Genomic DNA, 22634 nt, shown 5'->3' on the forward strand with positions numbered 1-22634 from the left:
AAATAACGCAAAGTCGCGCAGAAGTTTTGCAAATTTTGGAAATGTTCGTATATTTGCACGCCCGACGCTCCGATCGCCGTTCGAAAAGTTATGCGGATCGGTGGGGGGCGGGGAGAAACGATATCGGGTCTGATGGCCGAGTGGCTAGGCAAAGGTCTGCAAAACCTTGTACAGCGGTTCGAATCCGCTTCAGACCTCACAGAAACCGCGTTGTAGATGTCTACAACGCGGTTTTCATTTTGTTTTGTCATACATTTGTCATACATTTGTCATACGAGGCGGGCGGATGATGCTTTTGAAGTTGTTTGCACCTACACCATGAATCGCTCCAACTTGTCTTTCCAACGCCGCCAGTCGGGCATCTCGGTTTCGAGCAGGGAAAAGAAGGCTGCTGTATGGTCGGGATGCAGCAGATGACACATCTCATGTGTAATAACATACTCAATGCAGGGGCGCGGCGCCTTGATGAGTTCCGTATTCAGAATGATTTTCCCCTTGGGGGTGCAACTGCCCCAACGGTTTTCCATCTCCTGAACATAGAGTGAAGTCGGAGCAACCCCGTACCGTGCAAATCGGGAAATAATAGGCTCCGCATACTCGGCAAACTTGAGTTTTGCGTGTTCGCGGTACCAGGATTTCATCAACTCCCGGGCCTTGTCCGGAGAGGTGCATATCACTTCAAAGCAGCGACCCTTGTAGCGGACGCTGTTGGTTTTGCCTTCCGAGACCCGGAGCAGGAACTGCTTTCCCAGATAGTAGTGCGACTCTCCGCTGACATACCGTTTTTCCGGACTCCGAATCCCGAAATCCTTGAAATAGGCCTGCTGCCGAAGAATCCACGGCGCCCGTTTGTGGAGTTTCTGCTCGATAACCTCTTCCGGCGTCCCTTCCGGAGCCAGCAGAACGACCTCGCCGGATGGATATACCTTGATTCCGAGTGTCCGGCGGGCGGAAAAGAGCACGCTGTAGGGAATCGTCTCTTTTCCGTAGACGAATATCTGCTGCATCACCGGAACCATTTTTGAGCCACGTCGACCGCCCGGTCGATGATGGCATCCATGTCGTCGAAGGTCATCGACAGGTCATACTTTCGTTTGACCTCGTCAATCAGATAGTCCTCGATGTCGAGCTTCATCATGCCGACCAGCCGGTCCTTGAGCGGCCAGTCGACAATGAGCGTCCCCTTCTCGAAGATGTGCTGACGAATGATGGCGTCGATCCGGTTGGCCGTGTCGAGTGCGATTTGCGTCAGGTCGAGCCCCTGTTCGGGCCTTATGACCGCTTTGTAGACCTCCAGACTTAATCCGAAGTAGGCCCGCGCGGCATTGTTGTCCTTCAGCACGTCGGGAATCTCGCTGTCGGTATGATTCAGCACCTTGTTCATCAGGTCCGTAGCCTGGGTCAGATACTCTGCCTCGTCGATTCGCCCCTGTTCGTACTGGGAGATGGTCTCCTTGAGCATCTGCGAGAACTTCTTGTAGAAGGCCGGGTCGGTATCCATGTTCTCGGTGATGTACTTGGCCGTTCGCGAGGCAATTGTGTCCGCCTTGGCTGCTTTCCCGGAGATCTTCTCCACCTCTTCGGCAAACCGCTCCTTGTCGAAGATGTTCACCAGGTCGGTGATGACCTGCACCTCGCCGCTCTCGATATGTGTGTCGATTAGCTTCTGAATCTGCCCTTCGTATTGCTTGTAGTCCACCATGTCGGAGTAACGCTCCTGCACGGCATTCCGGAGCTTCATGAAGAAGGCCAGATCGTGCTTGTACCGTTCGACCTCTTCTTGAGGCGTATTTTGATGGAATACGATGGACGAAAGCGCCACCTTCAGCGTCCGGGCAAAGGCCCGCAGCTTTTCGTAGAAGAGCGAGCGCTGGTCCTCTTCGCGCAGGACATTGCCGAAGGCCTCGAAGTCGGTCGTGTTGCGTACCTCCTTGAAGAGGTCCCACAACTCGGCATGCTTCTGGGGCAGCTTGGCCACCTCCTCCGAAATGTCCGTATAGGTTCCCTCCAGATCCTCCTTGTCGAAATCGGTGTAGAGCTCCAGCGCCGAATTAAGCGACCCCAATACGCCGTAATAGTCGATGATATACCCGAACTCCTTGTCTTCGCAGACGCGGTTGACGCGGGCAATGGCCTGCAGCAGCGTGTGGTCCTTCAGCTTTCGGTCGAGATAGAGCACCGTGTTGCGGGGTTCGTCAAATCCCGTCAGGAGTTTGTCCACCACAATGACAATCTCCGGCTTATCGCTGTTCTTGAAGCGGTTGATGATGTTCGCCTCATACTTCTTGGCCGTGCCGTGCACGTCCATCATGCGTTTCCAGAAGGCCACCTCTACGTTCGAGGTCTCGCCGAATGCCTCGTCTTCCCCTTCCCGGGTGTCGGGCGAGGTGATGAGTACCTCCGACGAGACGATGCCGATTTCGTCGAGATACTGCTTGTAGAGAATCGCGATGCGCTTGCGCGGAGCCACCAGTTGGCCCTTGAACTTCGACCCCTGCCAGTTCTCCCGGAAATGTTGCGAAATGTCCCACGCAATGGCGTAGATGCGCTGCTGCGTCTGGTTGAGCTGGTCCGCATGGCTGAACTTCTTCTTCATGTCGGCCCGCTGGGCGTCGCTCATCCATCCGCAGATCTTGTCGAAATAGCGGTCGATCGTCTCCTCGTGTACCACTTGCGGCACCATGCGACCCTCATACAACAGCGGTACGACGGCCTTGTCCGCCACGGCCTGATCCACCGTGTAGACCGGCTGGATGATGCCGCCGAACTTCCGGGCCGTGTTCTTCTCCTTCTTCATCAGCGGCGTGCCGGTCATGGCGATGAAGCAGGCGTTCGGAAGCGTCTTCTCCATCTTGATGCCCATTTCGCCGTACTGGCTGCGGTGCCCCTCGTCGATCAGCACGAAGATGTTGGGGTCGGTCAACGGGGTGCGGATGCCGCGCACGGCCGTCTCGAACTTGTTGATAATCGTCGTGATGACGGCATCGCTCTTGCTGTTGAGCAGTTCGACGAGCTTGCTTCCCGTCGTGGCGTTCTCGACGCGAATCTGGCACTTGCGGAACGTCCCCGTAATCTGCCGGTCGAGGTCCGTGCGGTCGGTTACGAGGATGATTTTCGGATTGCGAATCTCCTTGTCGAGGATGATGGCCTGCGCCAGCATCACCATCGTCAGCGACTTGCCGCTCCCCTGCGTGTGCCAGATGACGCCGCCGCGCCGCCGCCCGCCCTCGATGTGGCGGATGCGTTGCATCGTCTGCCGCACGGCAAAATACTGCTGGTAACGCGCCACCTTCTTGATGCCGTCGTCGTAGAGCGTGAAGCCGTACATCAGCTGCAACAGCCGCTCGGGGCGGCAGAGGTTGTAGAGGTATTCGTCCTGCACCGACGGGGTGACCGGCTGTTTGTAGAGCTCCTCAAAGTTGCGGCGCACATAGCCGAACCGCTCCCCGAAGAGCTTGTCGTCCAGCAGCGGCTCGTTGACCACTCGCTCCCGCTCCTGCCGGTAACGGGCCTCCTCCTCGCGGTCGGCGAACTGCTCGCGCCACCGCGCCCAGAACTTCTCGGGCGTGGCCGTCGTGGCGTAACTGCCCTCCTGGCGGTTGATGGCCAGCAGCAGCGTCGAGTAGAGGTACAGCGAACGGATGCCGTCGGCCTTCTGGTTGCGGAGGTGCTGCGAAATGGCCTGCTCGATGGAGTCCTTTACGTCGGGACGCTTGCACTCGATGACGCAGAGCGGAATGCCGTTCACGAAGAGGACGATGTCGGGCCGGTAGGTCTCGGTCATCCCCGTGCGGCTGACGGCAAACTCCTCGGTGACGTGGAAGACGTTGTTGCGCGGATTCTTCCAGTCGATGTACTGCATCACGAAGCTCTTGCGGTCGCCGTCGACAATCTGTTCGAGGGTTTTGCCCGAGGTGAGCAGGTCGTAGACCGTCTGCGAAGCCTCCATGAACCCCTCGTCCATCGGGATGTTGCGCAGGGCGTCGATTCCGGCGGTGATGTTCTGCTCGGAGAATACGGTAGTGCGCACCGAGCTGACCTGCACGACGTTGATGGCGGCGAGCTGTTTGCGCAGCACGGGTTCGAGCAGCACGTTGGCGAGATTCCCGCCGCGCAGGGCCAGCGCCTCATCGGGTGTGAGGTATGTGTACCCGAGCTTTTCGAGCATCAGCAACGCGGGAATTTGGCTGATATGGTCTTCTTTGAAAGAGATGGACATATCTTATTCTACTCCAAATCGTTTGACATTTTGTTTTTGCAATTCGTTAAAGTTAAAATTTGATTTAATCTGTTTGATAATTGCTTTTACAATATTGTAGATTTCGCCATCTTTGACGTAGTTTGCGGCACATGCAAAATTCACTCTATCATCTAATACAAGTTTTTCTGCACATGCTTTTTTCTTTTTATTACGAGGTTTGTAAACAGCGATAGAGTTTCCTCCTTGTTGTTTTATTAGCTTCATACAAGGTATATCGGTTTCACCATCACCAAAATATATCATATGTTTAAAAGGGATAGGTCTATCTTCTTCTGCTTTATATTCATTTATTTTTGCATTTTCACTTATTTTAGTAACCCCTTTATTTATCATAAATAGAAATTGGGTTTTTGTAGTGAAATCTACAGCTACTGCAGGCCAAACAGCAACTCCATCTTCATACATAAATGTACAAGCATATATTTCTTGAAACTTATTCCCTATTTTAGTCCCTTCTATCATTTCTTTTAATCCGGATGAATTAATATAATGTTGGATTATAACACCTTCCTCTTGCCCTAATTGGTTGATTAAATCAAACCATTCTTCTACTCCCTCGTATAGTTCAATACTTTTCCCAAAATCAACGAATTTTTGACGTTGAACACTAACTCCTGCAGCACGAGCCTTATCTAGCATTAATTTCATATAACATAAAATATTACTGGCTTCGTGTTTTTCTATAAGTTCATTGTTTTGACGCCAAAATTGGGCTTTATTTTTGATGCCGATAGCTTTAAGAAAATCATATTCTTGCATATTGGCAGGAGATAAAGTCCCATCAAAATCATAAATAAGTGCGACTGTTGGTTTTTTACGTTTTGCCATATTCTTAGATATTAATTTTTACACGTTTTTTCCCGGAGAGGAGTTGTTGCATCAGGCCACGTTTCTGACGGCGGAGGCGTTCGAGTTTCTCTTTGGCCAGCTCAATCTCGCGGTCGGCCGCGATCAACACCTCCGCAATGGCGGTTTGCTCTTTTAAAGATGGTATTTCGAAAGAAAGACCAAAAAAATCTTTGGGAGTTACGTTTAGCAGTCCGTGGGCTCGACCTCCTTCGTTTGCTATTTTTGTTAAACCACGATTTAATCCTCCATTATCAAAATAGTAGGAGAGATAATCTATGTTGGTATTTGTTTCTGGTTTTACGTTAAAGCATATGTACAAAGATGTTACAACTGCTTTGTCGGCCTCGGACAATCTTTTGATTGCTCCCATTGGATATCCGTTGGAGTAGCTTTTATTATAGCAGAATTCATCTTTGAAGACCAAATAATAACTTTCTAAGGTCTCACTTGCCACGCTTTTATTGAAGAAATCTGTTTGAGCGACGAAACCGCATTGAGCAGATATTGTCATTACATTCTGATTGTCTTCAATGTTCTTTCGTGTAACTCTTTCGCAGATCTCTCCCAATTTTACTTTTTGCCAGGGTTCGGAGAAACCGGGGAGACGGAGTTTTGCGGAGAGGAGTCGCTGCATCAAGGCGCGTTTGCGCAGGGCGAGTTTTTCAATCAGCCGCGCCTGCTTTTCAATCGCCTCATCCCACACGCCCAACACCTCCGCAATCTTCCGCTGCTCCGCCAGCGGCGGAACGGCTATCTTATAGGGAATGATATGTTTATTGTTTATTTGAGGAATGGATGAGGTGTCAGCGATTCGATATAATCGTTCATGTAAAATCCGGATATACAGGAACTCTGTGTCTACGATGGTCGTATGGGGTGTAATAGCCATCATATTGCTGTCCATTTGAATGTCTTTGGCGGCTATGCGAACTTTATTATTTAGAATTGAGGCTCCTCTTTTAGGGAAAATGATGCTCCCGGCTTTAATGGTTGTATTATTGTCGTCGGAATATTCTCTGCTGGATTCTTGGTATTTCTCGCAGTTGTTCAGGTCTTCGACCTTGACATATGGATATTTCCCCTCTGCCTTGAGGTGGTATAGGGACGGGCTTTCGCCGCTGGTTATTGATACAATGTCGCCTAACCGCATAACCTCCCACTCCTGCGGAATAATCCCCAGCGCCGTCGCCTTATAGCCTTGTGGTATGTTATTTCCCATAATATACTATTTCTCCTCTTCTGTTGGGTTGCGAAGCATTTGTTTCTTCTTTTTCGTCTCTATCGTTTTGATGCTTTCAACGACTGGCAGATTTTCCGGCATAGTGCCTCCAAGTTCTTTAATCGTTTGCCGGACTTTGGCTCCTACTTCGTAGTGCGTTCGGTTGGCTTTGGTTTTGCCGACGATGTGATCACGACGCAACTTCTCTTCGGTTTGTGTCGCGCGGAAGAGGTTGGCTGCCAGTTCTGTACTTCCCATATGGTCCAAAATCTTTTGGCTTTTCTTTAAGTTCTTACGTTCATGGATCTCTTTGGCTCCAAGTCCGCCATATAGGCCCATGTAACCGTGATTTTGGAAAATGGCATAATCGCGAGGCTCGATAACCCCTGCTCCTTTAGCCGCATCGGCCAATTGAGAATTGTGTTTGGCTAATTCATTGCGCAGAAATAATCGTTTTTCATCTTCAGAAGAAAGACGATTATATGCATCCATTTGCTGTATTTCGGCTATGCGCGTTTGAGTGGCGAAATATGTTTGTGCTTGAGCAACAATGGTTTTATTCGGATCCGCATTTTGTACGGTAAGGTAGCACGCATAACGGGACAGTTTGATTGAATCAAGGGGCCGTTCTGCGCCGGAGCCGATGACGACCATTTCGAGGATATCCTCGAAATGGTCTGAAATAGGTTGGCTGCTGTTTTGACAAGCTATTTTCGCTTTCTCAATTACCGGTAGAAAATGGCGGTATTCTGTGTATCCGAGAACTTTCCATAAATCTCTCGACGACCAGTATTCAATTCCGTTGTCGTCAACTCTTTTTATGCTTTCAAAGGTTGTAATAGCCTTTTTTGTAAGTCGTGTTCTCATATTTTTGTCTTTTAATATCCCAACTCCTTCAGATAACCATCCATCCGGATATGCACCTCGGAAAGCTCCTTTTCCAGGGCATCAATCTCCTGTTGCACGGCCGCAATGTCGATTTCGGGCTCCTCCTCGAAGGTGTCCACATAGCGCGGGATGTTGAGGTTGTAGTCGTTGTCGGCAAGCTCCTCGCGCCAGGCCACATAGGCGTAGCGCTCCTCGACGATGCCCGGCTTTAGTTCCCCCTGCGCAAAGCGGCGGTAGGTCGTGACGATGTGGTCGATATCCTCGTCGCGCAGCCGGTTCTGGTTCTTGCCGTTCTCAAATTCGCGGCTGGCGTCGATAAAGAGCACGTCGGTCGTCGTCTTGGCCTTGTTGAAGATGGCGATGGCGGCCGGGATGCCCGTTCCGTAGAAGAGGTTGGCCGGGAGTCCGATGATGGCCTCGACGAGGTTCTCCTCGACGGTCTGCTGGCGGATTTTCCCCTCGCTGGCGCCGCGGAACAGCACGCCGTGAGGAACGACAACGCCCACCTTGCCGTGTTCGTTGGCCACCTCGAGCATGTGGCAGATGAAGGCCCAGTCGCCCTTGCCCTTGGGCGGAATGCCGCGCCAGAAGCGGTTGTAGGGGTCGTCGGCCGCCTCGTCGGCGCCCCACTTTTCGAGCGAGAAGGGCGGATTGGCCACGACGGTGTCGAACTTCATCAGCGCGTCGCCCTCCTTGAGCTTCGGGTTGCGCAGCGTGTCGCCCCAGCGGATGGTGGCGCTGTCGAAACCGTGGAGCAGCATGTTCATCATGGCCAGCGCCCAGGTGCTGCCGTTGAGCTCCTGGCCGTAGAGCGAGAAGTTGTCGGAGCCTACCTCGCGGCCCGCCTTGATGAGCAGGGAACCCGAGCCGCACGTCGGGTCGCAGATGCGCGAGCCGGGGGCGCTCTTGGTCAGACGAGCCAGCAGGGTCGAAACCTCCTTCGGTGTAAAAAATTCTCCAGCCTTCTTCCCGGCGTCGCTGGCGAACTTCTCGATGAGGAACATATAGGCGTCGCCGATGACGTCGTTGTTCTCGAGGTGTGACTCGTCGAATTGCAGCCGATCGTCCGAAAAGTCGATAAGCAACTGCTTCAGTCGGGCGTTGCGCTCCTTCGTTTCGCCGAGGTTGCTGCTGTTGAAGCTGATGTTGCGGAAGATGCCGCTGCCGTCCTCGCTGCTCAGCTTTTCGCGGTTTTCGTATTCAAGGTCCGCCAGGCCAACATCAATGAGCTCGCCGATATTGGGTTCGTTGCGGTGCTCGAAAAGGTAGTCGAACGAACTCTTCTCGGGAACCTGGAACCGTTCGCGGCGCATGGCCCGCTGTGCACGCTCCGTATCGCCGTCGTAGCGCTGGAGGTACTCCTTGTATTTCGCCTTGCTGACATCGCTGACGTACTTCAGGAACAGCATCGTGAGGATGTAGTCCTTGTATTGACTGGGGTCAATCACGCCCCGGAAGGTGTCGCAGGCTTGCCATACGACTTTGTTAATCTCTTCCTGTGTAACTTTACCGTTCATCTTTATATATTTTTGTCAATTTACAATCGGTTATTTGCCGGCGGCGCTCCGCGATGGCCTTGTAGAGGGCCTGTTCGCGGCGATGCAGGCGGGTGAGGGCGATGCAGACCCGCTGGCGCTCCAGCGGAGGGAGCGGAACATCGAACTCCTCGAGGTCAGCTTTGCTGAGCGAGGCGATGGCCGACCCTTGGGCCTGCGCCGTCAGCAGCTGCCGGGTGGATGGCAGGTTGAGGAATCCGCAGAGGTATTCGGGCAGGATGCGGGTCGGGTTGTCGATTCGGATAATCAGAAACGAGGGTGAGGCCACGCACGGCCCGAGTTGCGTCGGGGCGATGGCGCAGAAATTCTTGCCACCCTTGGCGGCGAGCAGTAGGTCGCTTTCTGTCAGCAAGTGGCGGGCAGCCTTGGAACTGACGGTGGTTGTCGGTCGGACGGTCGGACGGATGTACCCCTCCTCGTCGAAATCGTTCACCTGAAGGTAGCAGGTGTCGGGCAAAGGAGTGCTTTTCAGGTAAACTCCCGTCTGAATAGTGGCAACATCTTTCAGTTTCACCATTTTTTTCTTTGTAGGTTTATTACAAAAGTATGCGCTTTGCCCGAGAAAAACAAATTATTTTCGAAAAAATCGCAATACAAACTCTACAAATATTTCGATTAAGCAAGTTTCTTCACAAAGTGAAGAAAAATATCCGGCTGTTCGACCGGATATTCTCTTTGTCTTTCGGGGCGGGCTTTACCGCTCGATGGTATGTCGTCGGATGACGGGGCGTTCGGGGCGGACGGGGTAGCCCAGGCGGGTCATGAGCTCCACATACCGTTGGCGGAACCAGGCGTGTGCGGGTTGGCGGTCGATGAGCAGCTGGAAGCCTCCGGGGCCGTTTGGGTCGCGTTGCAGGCGGATTTCGGTATTTGAGACGTCGAAGCGGCGCGAATACTCCGGTGCGCGGAGTTCGCCCGAGACGTAGAGGGGCTTCATGGCGATGATCTCGCGGGCGCCCGACTCCAAGAGGCCCATGTCGCGGCAGTATTCGCCCCAGCTGATGAGCGTCTGTGTGTCGGGCAGCCAATGTTCGATGCGGTCGAGTTTCGCCTGCAACTGCTGTTCGGCCTGCTCATGTCGGGCCTTCTCCTCGCGGTTGGTGCGGTTCAGTGTTCCGATCTGCTCGTGTAGGGAGGCGTTCTCCGCGTTGAGGCGGTCGATCTGCTGCTGCCGCTTGACGCGGGATGTGCCGATCATCGCCCCGATTCCCTCGACGATATTCGACCCAACCTCCGCCGCGGCGTTTTTCAACCGGACACCTTTCAGTTCGCCCTTCACGCTCTTCAACTCGGCCTCGGTGCGGTTCAGTTCGGCGCTCTTCTGCGCCTGGAGCGTGGCGGTCTGTTCATACTCGGTGCGCACTTGCCGCTCCTGTTGTTTGAGCTGCTCGACGGCCTTCCGCTTCTGCTCTTCGAGACGGAGCAGCGCGTCGATGTTCTCCTGCAGATCCTGCTGCTGGGCAATGGCTTGGCGATAGAACTCCTGCGTGGTGATGTGACGCGCCTCCGATCCGTCGATGCCACGCTCCAGTCCGTATTTGGACATCGCCGCGGCATAGGTGTCCTGATACTGCTTGAGGCGGATGCGCGACATGACGTCGTCGGCGCAGAGACGGGGCCGTGCGGCGGATTTCGGACGGTAGTGCCGCTTGCCGGGTGTTTCGGATGCGGCGGTGCGGGCCTTGCGGCGCTCGCCCGTGACGATGGGCACCACGGCGGCGTGGATATGCGGGGTCGATTCGTCGCGGTGCACGACGGCCGAGACGACATTCTCCGCCCCGAAGGTCTCGCGCAGCCAGGCGAGGTTGTCGGCACACCACTCCGGAAGCCGCCCCTCCTCCTCGATGCGCTTCATCGTGTCGTGCGAACCGGTCAGCATGACGCGGATCACGCGTACCTGGTTCGTCCCGATCTTGCGCGTGAGGCCGGCGTGTTCGAGGCGGTAGTTGATCGCCTCCGTGCGGTCGGCCACCTCCTCGGGAAACTCGACGAGTTCCTCGTTGAGGCAGGTGCGTTCGGGTGAGGCGTTGGTGGGTATCTTCGTGCGGGCGATGTGGGCGGTCATGGCCGCCTCGTTGCCCGGGGCTTTGTCAAGATGCAGGACGGCATATCCCATGGTACGGTCGTTTATCGGAGGTTGTGTGGTAGAAGAAGGGACCGCCTTGGCGGTCGGCGTGCGCAGCACGACAGGGGGTGTCCAGAGGGGCTTGACCCTTTGGCCTATTGGGGCTTTTTCAGCGTCGGCGGGCCGATGCGTCGGAAAAAGCCCTAATAGGCTATGGCTTTTTCCTCGGGGAAAAAGCCGCGGTCGCGAAGCGGCCGATGGGTGGGCGACGGTTCCGGCGTCATTCCGGGCGACGTTACAACTTGCGGGCGCGACGACGCGGCGTGCGGGAAATCTTCGCGGCGGGTCGCAGCGATTCGTTCAGATCCTTGTGGGCACGGTAGCTCTCCGCACGGTCGATGACGGTCGCACCGGGCAGGGCGCTGCGCAGTCGTTCGAGGGTGAGGTACCCCGCTTCGTCGTTGTCGAGGAAGGTGTGGATCGTCGCGTGGCGTGCGAGAAACGGAAGGGCACGGGGTAGGTTCACCACGGAGTTGAGCACGGCGGTATCGACGGCCGGCTCCGGCTCGTGTTGCAGTGTCAGGTGAGAGAGCAGGTCGAAGAATCCCTCGAAGAGCAGCGCCGTGTCGCCGTGCCGGTCGAAGGTCGTGATGGTTTTCGGGGCGCTGCTTCCCTTGAACTGCGGGCTGCGCAGCTCCCATCCTCCGGCGTCGTTGCGGAAGCCGATGGCGAAGAAGCGCCGCTCGCCGACGGCGTAGTGAACCTCGCGGCACAGCGCTCCGGCCACGGCGAGGTCGATGCCGCGCTCGCGCAGATAACCGATCAGCGCCGGGTGGCGAATCTCCCCGACGCCGAGAATCCGCAGCGGGGAGTCTTCGCGTGTCAAGGCGGTCGGGAGGGGTTGGAAGGGGACTTCGTCTACGGATCCTTTGCGCAAGTGTTGAATGGCTTCTGCCATGCCGCACCCTTCGAGGCGCATGACCAACTGGAGGAGCGTGCCTCCTTCACCCAGCCCGAAGTCGTACCAGAGCCCCTTGTCGTAGCGGACGCTGAAGCTGGGGGTGCGCTCCTTGCGCAGCGGCGAGAGGAACATGCCGTGGGTGGCGGTTTCGCGGTGGGGTTGCAGTCCCCGGCGGAGGAGATACTCCCGGATGCCGATGCAATCTGTTGTCGTCTTCATGGCTATCGGCTTTTGATGGGGACAATCCGGTGCAGTGCCGCCTCGACATCGCTGTCGCGGAAGAGGACGCGCCCGCCGATTTTATGGGCGCGGATCCGCCCGCGGTTCACCCAGTCGTTGAGCGTTACGAGCGAGATGCGCAGGCGGCGGGCTGTCTCGCGGCGGGTCAGATAGTTCGGTGTCTCGGCGGAGGGTTCGGGATGGAGTTGCCGCAATTCGTCGCGCAGCGATTCGCGAATCATCTCCGAGAGCTGGTCGGCGGTCATGCCGCTCAGAAAGATTTCCTTGGTCATAACGATTCGAATTTGGTTGATGACGCAAAGAAAGGCTTTCCGAACCCCTCCCGAAAACGGCGAATGGCGTTACAAATCAGCGCCAACCGATGCCAACCGGTGCCACACTGAAGACACACTTCCGCCCGTTTCCGGACTTTGGCATTCGTTTGCTTCGGTTGGCACTGCCGTGTAATCGGATTCTTTCAGGGCGAAAAAACGAGGGCGGCGGGTGCCGTCCTCGTTGTAGTAGATGTGATTTTGAGTCTATCGGAACCGTTCCAATACCTCCCGAACGGCGTTGGCCGCAAAGAGGGTGTCACCGCCAGCCGAGATCTGAATGCGGCACGGCTCCAGCCATCCGTTCGTAATCCACCGGTCGAGCGTCGGACGTGCGACGCCCAGCGCCTCGGCTAGCTCCTTTTTGTTGAAGAGCCGGCTGCCGTTTGCCATTAGATACTGTTCGCCCTTGTGCACGCCCAGCCAGTAGTCGAAGCGGCGGAGAATCGCGTCGGCATCCTTCAGCTTCGGCTCATACCGTTCGTAAGCCCAGACGTGCAGGCTCGACGGATCGAATCCGGCAAACTCCGGCCTCTGGTGCAGCTCCCGAACGAGCGTCTCGAAGCACTCCAGCTCGGAGGCTTGGATTGTTATTTTTCGACGGCGCGGCACGGCTGGCTATCTCTTTTTTGCACGGTATCGCTGATGGGGATGTTTCGGCATATTGGGATATTCACGTTCCAACAACCCTTCGGCAACCATGATGGGTATGGCTCTGTTTTTCAGGTATCGTAGACTCTTCCCTACTTTGTAAGCTATGGTTTCCAGCGATTCAAAATCAACACATGCGTGCAGGATGGCTGTGTGTAATTCGCTGGATGATAATCTTCTGCGCCTTTCCTTGTCTGGAGAGCTAGCAACATTACTAGCAACATTACTAGCAACATTACTAGCAACATTCCCGGGAAGTCCCCCCTCTCGGAATTTTTTGTTGATTCTGTAGTGCGTGCCGCGGCCGATTCCCTCGGGAATAAGGTATCGGTCGTTGCATAACTCTTTGAGCAACTTTGTGATATCGGCACTGTGCTTGTCCAATACCAATTGCATTCGGTAGTTGGTGATCTCGCCCTCGCTGCAACAGGTCGCCAGGGTCATCAACTTGTTGTGTTCTATGGACGTTATATCCTCACCGAACAGGGATTTCAGATAGGAGATGACCTCATCGGACAACAAACTGACAAGAGGTAATGTCAATACGACTTTGTCGGGGTGAGTGATCTCCTCGATTCGCGGATTGCGGTAATTTGCCTTTTTCCAACCTTGCATGATCTTGTCGGCACCGCTTCCGGCCTTTTCCGCTGAGCCGATCAGCATGAACATCGTTTGCAGGGCCTTGTTGCGGCATACGCTGTTGCCTCCCTGATAATATTGGGCAATGGAGAGTAGCAGGGAACCTGGATTGGAGAATATGTAACAATCCTTGTGTAGTTCGATCGTAATGTTCGAGTCGACCGAATAGTCGCAATGGACCAGTGCATTGATAAATGCTTCGCGTAGAGCCGTATGTGTCGGCGTTTCGTCCTCTCTGATGCCGTCCTTCAGGGCGAAAGGCTTGGGCAGGGATGCGGCCAGCTTGGGATAGACCCGGTAGTAGAACTGGAACAGATTCGCCTCCCAGGTGCCGTCCGGGTAGATGCGGTCTGTCCAGCGGTCGTCGGGATTGGAACTGAAATATTCGCGGTAATCGGGAAAGTATTGCGGACATCCGTAGGCGTCGGTGATGCTGTCTGTTTTTCCGAACATCAGCAGACCGGCAAGTGTCAGTCCCTCGATCTTCTCTCGCCGATCGATCCGATAACCTTTCAATTTCATCAGAAAATGTTTGTCGTCCAGCAGCAGCCACGGATGATCGGGGCTTTTGGTTGCGACCAGCCGGCGGTATTGCTCAAGAGTTGCCTTGTCAATATCCTGCTCGATGGTAAATTCGGGCAGAATTTTGTAATCACGGGGATGTTCCGTGATATCGGCGTCGGCGAACATGCGTTGTATTTCGCTTGCATCGCACCGATAGTCTCCTTCGTAATTCCGCTTGAATGTATTCTCGGGGTTGTTATGCAGATATACGGGAATCTTGTTGCGGGGAGCTCGTGGCACATTGAATACCAGGACATAGCTCCCGTTGTATTCGCCATCCTGCACGTCTTTCTCCTGCAGGACGTTTGCGCTGCAATGAGCCTTGTTGTTTACGTTGTCCCAAAACTCCTTTTTGTATTTGCGCGCCTGCTCCAGTGTGATGCCGTCAAGTGTGAATTTCCCGTCCTTCTCCTTGACGCCCAATACGATGACTCCACCTTGCGTATTGGCGAAAGCGGAGTAGGTCTCCCACAAGCTGCCCGGAAACCCTCCCCTGGCGGATTTGAACTCCACCTCGGCCGATTCACAGTCGGCCATCAGAGATTCGATTTTTTCTATAAAATCGTAGTTGTCGAACAGCGTTAATTCCTGCGTATCGTCTTTCATTGCATCAGTCTGTTTGAACAAAGTTAAAAAAATTCCCGGACAACACTCTTTCAGATTATCGTGTTGTGTTGCTTGCCCCCGAAAAATAGGGGTGGCTCATCAGCTCCAGGGCGGTCTGCTCCTCGGTGATCTTGATGTACTTCATAAACTCCCGTTCGGTCTTGTGGCCCGTAACCTTCATGATGGCGATGGTCGGGATTCCCGCCAGATACATGTTCGTCGCGCCGCTGCGCCGTGCCGTGTGGGTCTTCACCAGGTCGCACTTCTCGACCAGCCGGCTCTTCTTTTCGCCATTCTCGATGTAGGAGACCTCGACTTTCTCCGTGATGCCTGCCTCGCGCGCAATCTCCTTGATGAGGTAGTTCACCTTCTGCTCGTAGGTTCTCGGCAGCCGGTTGTCGTACTTCTCCAGGATGGCCTGCAGCTCGGGGCGGACCGGAATGACGACGTGGTTGCCGGTCTTCTGCTGCTTGAGGTCGATGACCTGCTGTCCGTTCTCCAGTGTGCGGATGTTGCCTTCGTTGATGGTCGAGTAGTCGCTGAAGCGCTGTGCCGTGTAGCACCCCACCAGAAAGATGTCGCGGGCAACATCCTTGTGCCGATTTTTCGAGAGGTCGAGCGCGGCGATGGCCCGGATCTCCGACTCCGTCAGGTAGATGTTCTCCACGTCGGCCGTCAGCACGCGGAACTTGCGGCTCTCGATCGCCCCGTTGTCGTGCAGGCCCTCCTCGCGGGCCGCGCGCATGATGATCTTCAGCTCCTTGACGTGGCGGCCGATCGTATTGACGGAGTAGTTCTTGGCGGTGAACCAGGCGACGAAGTCATCGTAGAACTTCAGGTCGATGTCGGTAAAGTCGAACTGCTTGCGTTTGGCCTTGCAGTACTCGTCGAACTGCACGACGAATCCCTTGTAGTTCTTGATGGTCGAGGGGCCGTATCGGAGTTTGTGGATGTTCAGCCGGGTGCCCTCCTCCATTTCGCGCGTGAAGCGGGCTATGTAGTCGCCGAGCGATTCGCGGGTGCGGACGCGACGGCCGGTGGTGAGGCTGCGCGGGTGGTGGAAGCTGTAGATGATCTTCTCCAGCCGCGTCTTCGTCATTGCGTGCTCGGGATCCTTGGCAATCTCTCCGAGGATGTGGCTGCGCAGTTCGGAGAGGTTCTTGGTTAGCTCGCGCCCCTGCTGCTCGGTGAAATCATCGGTAAAGGTGAAGCGGCTTTTGACCGTCTGCCGCTTGTTGTCCCAGGCGTCCGTCAACACCATATATTGGCTGTCGACGTAGAACTGGTTGCCGCGGCCAACCGTGAAGAGAACTTGGATTTTGACCAGTTTGTTTTTCTGGGTTGAGCGGATGCGATAGCAGAAGGATGCCATAGGTCAGTAGGTTTTATCTGCTGCAAATGTAATCATTTTTGTCATACATTTGTCATACATCGGCCGAATTTTCGAAAACTTCCAGACCTCGCAGTTGATGAAAAATATCTGTAATATGTTGATATATAGATAAAATAAAATTAAAATCGGTAAAATTCGATTCAAATTTATGGCGTCCGCTTCAGACCTCGCAGAAGCAGCGTCGTATACAAATACGGCGCTGTTTTCTATTTTTTCGATCTTCGTAAAACAATACAGTCAACTACGACGTCGATCGATATATGCAATTCGGGGCAGCAAACAATTTCCATCCTTTACGATCCGCAACGGTGAGCAAGACGAACCTACACTACCGGCGGAGCCTTCCCCCAACGTAAGCGGATCATCCTTGCCGAACAATCCGTCGGTCTGCCACGATCGTCAGACAAGCAATCTGTTTGGTCATCGTGGGCGGCATCCCCACCCGACAACGATCCGACGACACCCGCATACTCATCGCAGAAGAGACGGAGCGAATCATAATCGAAAATTTCGCAGCCCGACGCCGCTACGGTTCAACCGAATCGCTACTGGTTTTCGGAAAAAACTTTATTCTCCGTGATCGCTCGAAACGATAGCGGCTCCAACCGGAACCGACGGATGGCAGCAAGAAGCATGTTTCAACGCATCGAACCGTTCCACAAACAAATTAGGCATTTTTTCTTCGCTTCATATATCTATTAAACTTTTACAGCAAATCCGCGCCGATCGCCTCAAAGACGCTCGTCTTACCGAGGAAGGGGGCTTGCGCCCGTCGCCAGACAACGCAGGGGATAACCTGCGATTACTTCGTACAAACGTACGATCCGATCGGATTTCGTAGCACGTTTTCCGCTCACATACCGACAACTTTTCGCATCATAAAACCCCCGCTCCTCCCTGTCTCGGGGATTCGATCGACACGCCGCACCGGCATGATCCGTCCTCCTTCGCATCACCTCTTTCATGAATATTTTTTCTGATAAGGACACGGATAAAATCGCCGGCACTCTCTGGAAGTAGGCGCTCGCTTCGTACGCAACCGTTGCAGCCCACATGCCGCGAACAGCGGCATTCGACTCCGCTCGCACCCTTTTCGACACCGAAAAAAAGAGACAGATGGCAACGAAGCGGACCCGGTCCGGTCGGATGGACAACTGTCAAACGGACAAAGCCGTCATGCGCTGCGAACCCTCCGCGTACTGCGGATCGCCTCTACGATGGCCGGCAGCATGGAAACGATGACGATCGCTACGACCAACAGTTCGAGATTCCGCTGCACGAAATGCAGATCTCCGAAAAGATAGCCGGCATAGCAGAACAAGACGACCCACGCGCCGCCGCCGAGCAGGTTGAATGCCATAAAATGCGGAAAGTGCATCCGGCCCATTCCGGCGACAAACGGAGCGAACGTGCGCACGATGGGAACGAAGCGGGCGAGGACGACGGTTTTGCCGCCGTATTTCCGATAAAATTCGCACGTCTTGTCCAGATAGCTCCGTTTGAAGATTCGGGAGTTGGGGTCGGCGAAAAGTCTGCGACCGAAAAACCGACCGACCGAATAGTTGCAACAGTCGCCTGCAACGGCCGCGGCAAAGAGGACGACAACGAGCAGATGCACGTCTATGGGCATTCCGGGCTGTGCCGCGATGGCTCCTGCCACGAACAACAGCGAGTCTCCGGGCAGAAACGGCGTAACGACCAGACCCGTTTCGCAGAAAACGACTGCGAAAAGGACCGCATAGGTCCATAAGCCATACTCCTGAACGATACGGAGCATGTATTGGTCGATATGAAGGATGAAATCCGATAAAAAATCCATGTTTCGAGGTGTTTGCGTGAAAGAATAAAACGGGCCGGACCGGCCGACCGCCGACCGCAGCAGTACGCGGCGCCGCATGCCGCATGGGTTTCCAGCGGCAGGGACGGCCCGCAGACTAAATCCGAATACGCTCCAGAGCGTAGACGTAATATCGCAGAGGTTTCGGTAAAGGCGCCGCCTCAGCATCGTACGAAATGCGGCATTGTCCGAGCGATGCGCTGCGCAGAGCGATACGGGGCCGGAAAGCCGGAAGAGACGGATTCCGGAATCCGTTCAGGATGCGGACCCGGGACGGGAACGAAACCGCTTCGACCGCCGCGGCCGGACCGTATCGCAGAGCGTCGCACGCTTCGCGGAGCGCCGAGGCCGGAGGGTTCTCCCGAGCCGGAGTGCGGAACTCTGTGGGACCGGAATACTCCCTCGACGAGGCTTCACCGCCGGACACGACCGCTCCACCCGCCAGCAGCAGAATTCCCAGCAACGTATGGAACAGGTGTTTTCCCATCGGGTCCGTTCGCAATTCTTCCGCAAAGATAGAACCATTCGGGTAAAATCGAACCGAACGGCCGCCGAAATCCGCATGCGGACTTGTTCTTTTCTCGAATTTGTCCTAATTTTGCTGCGAATATTCCCGAAGATGAGAACGCCGTTACGCATACTCTGTATCGTGCTGGCCGCCTGTGCGGCGATGTTGCAGAAGCAAGGTTCCAGTGCAACTTCTGCGGCAGCGGATACCCGGCATCCGATCTCGCAGTATTGCTTCGACAACTCCGGATTCCCGGACGACACGGCCACGGAGACAGTCCGGACGTTCGTCCCCGCACCTACGACACGCGCACTGCGCAAAGGCCCCGAAATCCGTCAGCGACTCGGCGACGAAGCGCCGGAGGCTTTCGGGCTTCCGTCGTTCCGTGCGGACCCGGAACGCAGAGCCCGCGGCGCGACCGAATGCCTTTTCGCCGGCCGGCGCGCCGCTGCGTCCCACGACTTCGATTATCTCCGTTTCGGCGTTCTGCGGATTTAGCCCTCTTCATTTTCCCGATCCGTTTTTCTCGTACGGTTTTCCGGCGCCGCCGGACCGCCGTACGGGCTTTCCGATGTCTTCGCACAAGCCGTTCCGGTTTTCGTGCGGAGCGATCCCGACTGTCCGCCCACCCCGCAAAGGGCGCTGTATGGCCCGTCCCCGAATCCGGACGAAGACCTGCCGCGGCGATGCGGCGAACGGTCGGATAACAATCATTCGAAAAAATCCGCAAGATGACACTGACATATATCATTCGAGAAACGCTGCTGATGATGGGCTTCACGTTCGTCGTGGGAGCGGCGTTCGCCTACGTACTCAAACTGATGACGCTGTTCTTCTCCTACCTGAACGGCGAAGACCTGCCGTCGCTGGTCCGGCGGAGCCGGATCTGGGGGCGGGCCTACCGCATGGAAGTCTCGCACTCCTACCGTTACGTGCGTTCCTTCATGGGGAGCGGCCGTCCGATGTGCGGAATGCCGATGGATCCCGCCACGGAAGATGAGGCGATTCACGGCATGAACGGCCTGACGGAGTATCATTTCGGAAATCCCGAGGTTCCGGTCCGCAACCTCGAAAACCGTTGAATTACACTTTTCGATTATGGAAAAATTCGATTTGAACAACATATTTCAGGGCATTTCGACCCTGTTGCAATCCGATCCGGCGATCATGTACGCCCGCATCGGGCTGATTCTGCTCGGAATCCTGCTGGTCTATCTGGGCCGTAAGGGAATTCTCGAACCGCTGGTGATGATCCCGATGGGATTGGGCATGGCCGCCGTGAATGCCGGCGTACTGATCTTCCCCGGCGGAACGCCGGGCAACCTCTTCCTCGATCCGATGGTAACGGACACCAATGCGCTGATGAACATCCTGCAGATCGATTTCCTGCAACCGGTCTACACCTTCACCTTCAGCAACGGCCTGATCGCCTGCCTGATCTTCATGGGCATCGGCACGATGCTCGATATCAACTTCCTGCTGGCCAAACCGCTGCAAAGCATGTTCCTCGCGCTTTGCGCCGAGCTGGGAACCTTCGCCGTCGTACCGATCGCCTATGCCATGGGACTGAGCCCCAGCGACAGCGCTTCGATCGCCATGGTGGGCGGAGCGGACGGACCGATGGTGCTCTTCACATCGCTCAACCTCTCGAAGGAGATATTCGTACCGATCACCGTCGTTGCCTACCTCTATCTGGGCCTCACCTACGGCGGTTATCCCTATCTGGTGCGTGCGATGGTTCCCAAACGCCTGCGCGCCATCAAGATGGCGCCGCCCAAAAAGGCGCCCAAGCAATACAGCCCCGCAACCAAGATTTCGTTCGCCGTGGTGATGTGCATCATCCTGTGCCTGCTCTTCCCCGTGGCCGCTCCGCTCTTCTTCTCGCTGTTCATCGGCATCGTCATCAAAGAGTCGGGACTCAAACACGTGAACGATTTCATCAGCGGACCGATGCTCTACGGCTCCACGTTCTTTCTGGGCATTCTGCTGGGGATTCTCTGCGATGCCCATACGCTGCTCGACCCCACGGTGCTCAAGCTGCTCGTACTGGGCATCCTCGCGCTGCTGATTTCGGGCATCGGCGGCATTCTGGGCGGCTATGCCATGTATTTCATCAAGCGCGGCAATTTCAATCCCGTCATCGGCATCGCGGCCGTGAGCTGCGTTCCGACGACGGCCAAAGTGGCGCAGAAGATCGTCTCGCACGACAATCCGTCGTCGTTCGTGCTGGCCGATGCGCTGGGTGCCAACATCACGGGCGTCATCACGTCGGCCATCATCGCCGCGATCTTCGTAACCGTGATTCCGATGTTGTAAGCGAACGGCCGAAATCGCCGGACGCCGTGCCGAGGCAGCTCCATTCACCGGGTCGCGGGTTCGGCGACCGACGGAACCGGCCTGTGCCGGAGCCGATCGACCGCGTGCGACGGATCCTGCGGAAACGATGCCGGCTGCAAGCGGAATCGTCCGACAAGTCCGAAAAATAAAAAACGCCGTCGGCAGCGATCGCTTCCGCGGGGATGACTCGTAAGAATCGGACTTGTCGGACGATCCCGTTTCGGATTTGCGAACGACGGCCGGTCTGCGGCCGCGGACCGAACGGACTGCGGTTTGCGGACCGGCCGTATCAAGGCATGTATTTTGCAGGACGCGAAGCATGCAAAAGATCGGAATCAAGAGAGTTTACGAACCCGCGGAGCCGTCGGACGGATACCGTGTCCTCGTCGACAAGCTCTGGCCGCGGGGCATGAGCAAAGAGCGCCTGCACTACGATCTGTGGGCCAAAGAACTCGCTCCGTCGGCTCCGCTCCGCGCATGGTTCCACGCCGCCCCCGAAAAACGCTGGGACGCTTTTCGCGAACGGTATATCGAAGAGCTCGAACGTTCGCCCGCCGTGCAGGAGTTCGCCGAAAAAACGCGCGGCGAGAAAATCCTTACGCTCCTCTACACTTCGCGGAACGCAGCGGCCAACCACGCACGGATCCTGCGGGACTATCTCTCGCATCTTCCCGACTGACGCCGCAGCGCTCCGGACGGGACACAACTCCGGAATCGGCCCGAACCAGCCGGCCGTTACTTCATCACACGACGGTATTGGCTGATCGAACTGCCGGTCTGCCGGCGGAAGTAGCGGCTCAGATAGGCCTGATCGCGAAACCCGGTGGCATCGGCAATCTCCTGCACCGTTTTATCGCTGGTTTCGAGCATGATGCGTATTTCGAGCATCAGCATGCGGTCGATCACCTCTTTGGGGGTCATGTGCACCGATTCGCGCGTGATGGCCGAAAGGTAGCGCGTCGTAACGCACAGACGGTCGGCATACCACTCCACGCGGTGTTCGCCGCAGCAATTCTCGCCCACGAGATTGAAGAACCGCCGGCACAGATCGGTCTGGCGATCGGGTATGCGGGCCATGTCGTGCAGCTTCTTGCGCTGAATCTTGTCGTAATACTCCATGAACATATTCTGCAATCGGTTGCGGACGATCGTATTGCGGAACATGTTTTCCCGGTCCTCATAGGTATGGCGCATCATCTCGAACCACAATTCGAGCGGTTCGAACGTTTCGTCCGTGTGTCGCGAAACGGGGTGGTCGCCGATGAACCGGAAAAACGGAAGGTCGAGACGGTAGCTCGCCTCGTCGAACATCTGGCTCGAAAAAGCGAAACACGAAGCGCCGAAATCGTCCGACACGGCCAGAAGCATGACCGTCGTGTTGGGAATCAGCAACACCTGCGTGCCGCGTTCGACCGAGTACTCCTGCAAGTTGATCGAAAGCCGGGCCCGACCTTCGCGGCACAGGAGCATCATCCCGAACGCGACCCGCACGGGACGGTTGAGCCGCGCCTCGTCCCATCCGGGATCGCAGATGACGAATTGTTCGCCTTCGGGCAGCGAAACGAGATTGCCTACGGTGATTGTTCTGTCGGTTTTGTTCCCTTTTTTTATCATTATTTCTATTATTTGCACTAAAAGACTTATTTAGTTCCGAAAAGTACATATATTTTTCGGGAAAACCATCGTTATTTCGGGAAAAACAGGATACTTTTGCACACGGAAAAGTTTTTTAGTATCAGATAATGGAAA

The 22634-nt window shown here is 55.4% G+C and carries 20 protein-coding genes and 1 tRNA gene; 5 read left to right on the forward strand and 16 right to left on the reverse strand.

Annotation, left to right across the window (positions count from 1 at the left end; genetic code table 11):
- Positions 1 to 126 precede the first annotated feature (126 nt).
- Positions 127 to 197: transfer RNA gene (locus BN3659_RS04290), tRNA-Cys, on the forward strand.
- Between the two features lie 114 nt (positions 198 to 311).
- On the opposite strand, the gene BN3659_RS04295 is transcribed toward BN3659_RS04290, so the two are convergent.
- From BN3659_RS04295 to BN3659_RS04365, 15 genes are all read right to left on the reverse strand, one after another.
- Positions 312 to 1007 (reverse strand): M48 family metallopeptidase, encoded by a 696-nt coding sequence (locus BN3659_RS04295; protein ID WP_091534854.1) that lies wholly within the window; start codon positions 1005 to 1007, stop codon positions 312 to 314.
- On the reverse strand, positions 1007 to 4219 hold the full coding sequence (locus tag BN3659_RS04300) for a type I restriction endonuclease subunit R (protein WP_091534857.1): 3213 nt from the start codon (positions 4217 to 4219) through the stop codon (positions 1007 to 1009). The genes BN3659_RS04295 and BN3659_RS04300 overlap by 1 nt, the downstream gene beginning before the upstream one ends.
- Before the next feature lie 3 nt (positions 4220 to 4222).
- The gene (locus BN3659_RS04305) at positions 4223 to 5089 is read right to left on the reverse strand and encodes an HAD family hydrolase (RefSeq protein WP_091534859.1); all 867 of its coding nucleotides are present in this window, start codon (positions 5087 to 5089) and stop codon (positions 4223 to 4225) included.
- A gap of 4 nt (positions 5090 to 5093) precedes the next feature.
- Entirely contained in the window at positions 5094 to 6329 is a 1236-nt protein-coding gene (locus BN3659_RS04310; RefSeq protein WP_091534861.1) for a restriction endonuclease subunit S, read from the reverse strand.
- Positions 6330 to 6335: 6 nt separating this feature from the next.
- Positions 6336 to 7196: a DNA damage-inducible protein D gene (dinD, locus tag BN3659_RS04315; RefSeq protein WP_091534862.1), complete on the reverse strand. Its 861-nt coding sequence runs from the start codon at positions 7194 to 7196 to the stop codon at positions 6336 to 6338.
- 11 nt (positions 7197 to 7207) lie between these two features.
- A complete protein-coding gene (locus tag BN3659_RS04320; protein WP_091534864.1) occupies positions 7208 to 8734 on the reverse strand; it encodes a type I restriction-modification system subunit M in 1527 nt (508 codons plus the stop codon).
- The gene (locus BN3659_RS04325) at positions 8724 to 9290 is read right to left on the reverse strand and encodes a restriction endonuclease subunit S (RefSeq protein WP_091534865.1); all 567 of its coding nucleotides are present in this window, start codon (positions 9288 to 9290) and stop codon (positions 8724 to 8726) included. The genes BN3659_RS04320 and BN3659_RS04325 overlap by 11 nt, the downstream gene beginning before the upstream one ends.
- A gap of 177 nt (positions 9291 to 9467) precedes the next feature.
- Positions 9468 to 10889, reverse strand: a complete 1422-nt coding sequence (gene mobV / locus BN3659_RS04330) for a MobV family relaxase (protein WP_091534867.1) — start codon at positions 10887 to 10889, stop codon at positions 9468 to 9470.
- A 244-nt stretch (positions 10890 to 11133) separates the two neighbouring features.
- Positions 11134 to 12018, reverse strand: a complete 885-nt coding sequence (locus BN3659_RS04335; protein WP_171847701.1) for a toprim domain-containing protein — start codon at positions 12016 to 12018, stop codon at positions 11134 to 11136.
- 2 nt (positions 12019 to 12020) lie between these two features.
- The gene (locus BN3659_RS04340; RefSeq protein WP_010262055.1) at positions 12021 to 12311 is read right to left on the reverse strand and encodes a helix-turn-helix domain-containing protein; all 291 of its coding nucleotides are present in this window, start codon (positions 12309 to 12311) and stop codon (positions 12021 to 12023) included.
- A 246-nt stretch (positions 12312 to 12557) separates the two neighbouring features.
- Positions 12558 to 12962, reverse strand: a complete 405-nt coding sequence (locus BN3659_RS04345) for a helix-turn-helix transcriptional regulator (protein WP_091534869.1) — start codon at positions 12960 to 12962, stop codon at positions 12558 to 12560.
- Between the two features lie 6 nt (positions 12963 to 12968).
- Complete coding sequence (locus BN3659_RS04350) at positions 12969 to 14810, reverse strand: RNA-binding domain-containing protein (protein WP_091534931.1); 1842 nt, start codon at positions 14808 to 14810, stop codon at positions 12969 to 12971.
- Positions 14811 to 14865: 55 nt separating this feature from the next.
- Positions 14866 to 16182, reverse strand: coding sequence for a site-specific integrase (locus BN3659_RS04355; RefSeq protein ID WP_091534871.1), 1317 nt, complete (start codon positions 16180 to 16182; stop codon positions 14866 to 14868).
- Positions 16183 to 17377: 1195 nt separating this feature from the next.
- Positions 17378 to 18022, reverse strand: a complete 645-nt coding sequence (locus tag BN3659_RS04360; protein WP_091534873.1) for a DedA family protein — start codon at positions 18020 to 18022, stop codon at positions 17378 to 17380.
- A 115-nt stretch (positions 18023 to 18137) separates the two neighbouring features.
- Positions 18138 to 18527 (reverse strand): hypothetical protein, encoded by a 390-nt coding sequence (locus BN3659_RS04365; RefSeq protein WP_091534874.1) that lies wholly within the window; start codon positions 18525 to 18527, stop codon positions 18138 to 18140.
- A 132-nt stretch (positions 18528 to 18659) separates the two neighbouring features.
- Between BN3659_RS04365 and BN3659_RS04370 the strand changes: the two genes are divergently transcribed.
- The 4 genes from BN3659_RS04370 to BN3659_RS04385 all read left to right on the forward strand — a co-directional run bounded on the left by BN3659_RS04370 (position 18660) and on the right by BN3659_RS04385 (position 21564).
- Positions 18660 to 19046, forward strand: coding sequence for a hypothetical protein (locus BN3659_RS04370; protein WP_091534876.1), 387 nt, complete (start codon positions 18660 to 18662; stop codon positions 19044 to 19046).
- A gap of 233 nt (positions 19047 to 19279) precedes the next feature.
- Positions 19280 to 19630, forward strand: coding sequence for a hypothetical protein (locus BN3659_RS13295; protein ID WP_191441988.1), 351 nt, complete (start codon positions 19280 to 19282; stop codon positions 19628 to 19630).
- A gap of 16 nt (positions 19631 to 19646) precedes the next feature.
- Positions 19647 to 20864 (forward strand): sodium ion-translocating decarboxylase subunit beta, encoded by a 1218-nt coding sequence (locus BN3659_RS04380; RefSeq protein ID WP_091534877.1) that lies wholly within the window; start codon positions 19647 to 19649, stop codon positions 20862 to 20864.
- A 340-nt stretch (positions 20865 to 21204) separates the two neighbouring features.
- Entirely contained in the window at positions 21205 to 21564 is a 360-nt protein-coding gene (locus BN3659_RS04385; RefSeq protein ID WP_091534879.1) for a DUF488 domain-containing protein, read from the forward strand.
- A 56-nt stretch (positions 21565 to 21620) separates the two neighbouring features.
- Here BN3659_RS04385 and BN3659_RS04390 read toward each other — a convergent pair whose 3' ends face one another.
- Positions 21621 to 22499 carry a helix-turn-helix domain-containing protein gene (locus tag BN3659_RS04390; RefSeq protein WP_091534881.1) on the reverse strand — a complete coding sequence of 293 codons (879 nt, stop codon included), beginning with the start codon at positions 22497 to 22499 and terminating at the stop codon, positions 21621 to 21623.
- Between the last annotated feature and the right edge of the window lie 135 nt (positions 22500 to 22634).

The sequence above is a fragment of the Alistipes sp. CHKCI003 genome (assembly GCF_900021155.1).
GTDB lineage: Bacteria > Bacteroidota > Bacteroidia > Bacteroidales > Rikenellaceae > Alistipes > Alistipes excrementavium.

Coding starts and splice junctions, on each gene's coding strand:
- BN3659_RS04295 (WP_091534854.1), bottom strand. CDS start 1,007: ATGCAGCAGATATTCGTCTACGGAAAAGAGACGATTCCCTACAGCGTG.
- BN3659_RS04300 (WP_091534857.1), bottom strand. CDS start 4,219: ATGTCCATCTCTTTCAAAGAAGACCATATCAGCCAAATTCCCGCGTTG.
- BN3659_RS04305 (WP_091534859.1), bottom strand. CDS start 5,089: ATGGCAAAACGTAAAAAACCAACAGTCGCACTTATTTATGATTTTGAT.
- BN3659_RS04310 (WP_091534861.1), bottom strand. CDS start 6,329: ATGGGAAATAACATACCACAAGGCTATAAGGCGACGGCGCTGGGGATT.
- dinD (WP_091534862.1), bottom strand. CDS start 7,196: ATGAGAACACGACTTACAAAAAAGGCTATTACAACCTTTGAAAGCATA.
- BN3659_RS04320 (WP_091534864.1), bottom strand. CDS start 8,734: ATGAACGGTAAAGTTACACAGGAAGAGATTAACAAAGTCGTATGGCAA.
- BN3659_RS04325 (WP_091534865.1), bottom strand. CDS start 9,290: ATGGTGAAACTGAAAGATGTTGCCACTATTCAGACGGGAGTTTACCTG.
- mobV (WP_091534867.1), bottom strand. CDS start 10,889: ATGGGATATGCCGTCCTGCATCTTGACAAAGCCCCGGGCAACGAGGCG.
- BN3659_RS04335 (WP_171847701.1), bottom strand. CDS start 12,018: ATGAAGACGACAACAGATTGCATCGGCATCCGGGAGTATCTCCTCCGC.
- BN3659_RS04340 (WP_010262055.1), bottom strand. CDS start 12,311: ATGACCAAGGAAATCTTTCTGAGCGGCATGACCGCCGACCAGCTCTCG.
- BN3659_RS04350 (WP_091534931.1), bottom strand. CDS start 14,810: ATGAAAGACGATACGCAGGAATTAACGCTGTTCGACAACTACGATTTT.
- BN3659_RS04355 (WP_091534871.1), bottom strand. CDS start 16,182: ATGGCATCCTTCTGCTATCGCATCCGCTCAACCCAGAAAAACAAACTG.
- BN3659_RS04360 (WP_091534873.1), bottom strand. CDS start 18,022: ATGGATTTTTTATCGGATTTCATCCTTCATATCGACCAATACATGCTC.
- BN3659_RS04365 (WP_091534874.1), bottom strand. CDS start 18,527: ATGGGAAAACACCTGTTCCATACGTTGCTGGGAATTCTGCTGCTGGCG.
- BN3659_RS04370 (WP_091534876.1), top strand. CDS start 18,660: ATGAGAACGCCGTTACGCATACTCTGTATCGTGCTGGCCGCCTGTGCG.
- BN3659_RS13295 (WP_191441988.1), top strand. CDS start 19,280: ATGACACTGACATATATCATTCGAGAAACGCTGCTGATGATGGGCTTC.
- BN3659_RS04380 (WP_091534877.1), top strand. CDS start 19,647: ATGGAAAAATTCGATTTGAACAACATATTTCAGGGCATTTCGACCCTG.
- BN3659_RS04385 (WP_091534879.1), top strand. CDS start 21,205: ATGCAAAAGATCGGAATCAAGAGAGTTTACGAACCCGCGGAGCCGTCG.
- BN3659_RS04390 (WP_091534881.1), bottom strand. CDS start 22,499: ATGATAAAAAAAGGGAACAAAACCGACAGAACAATCACCGTAGGCAAT.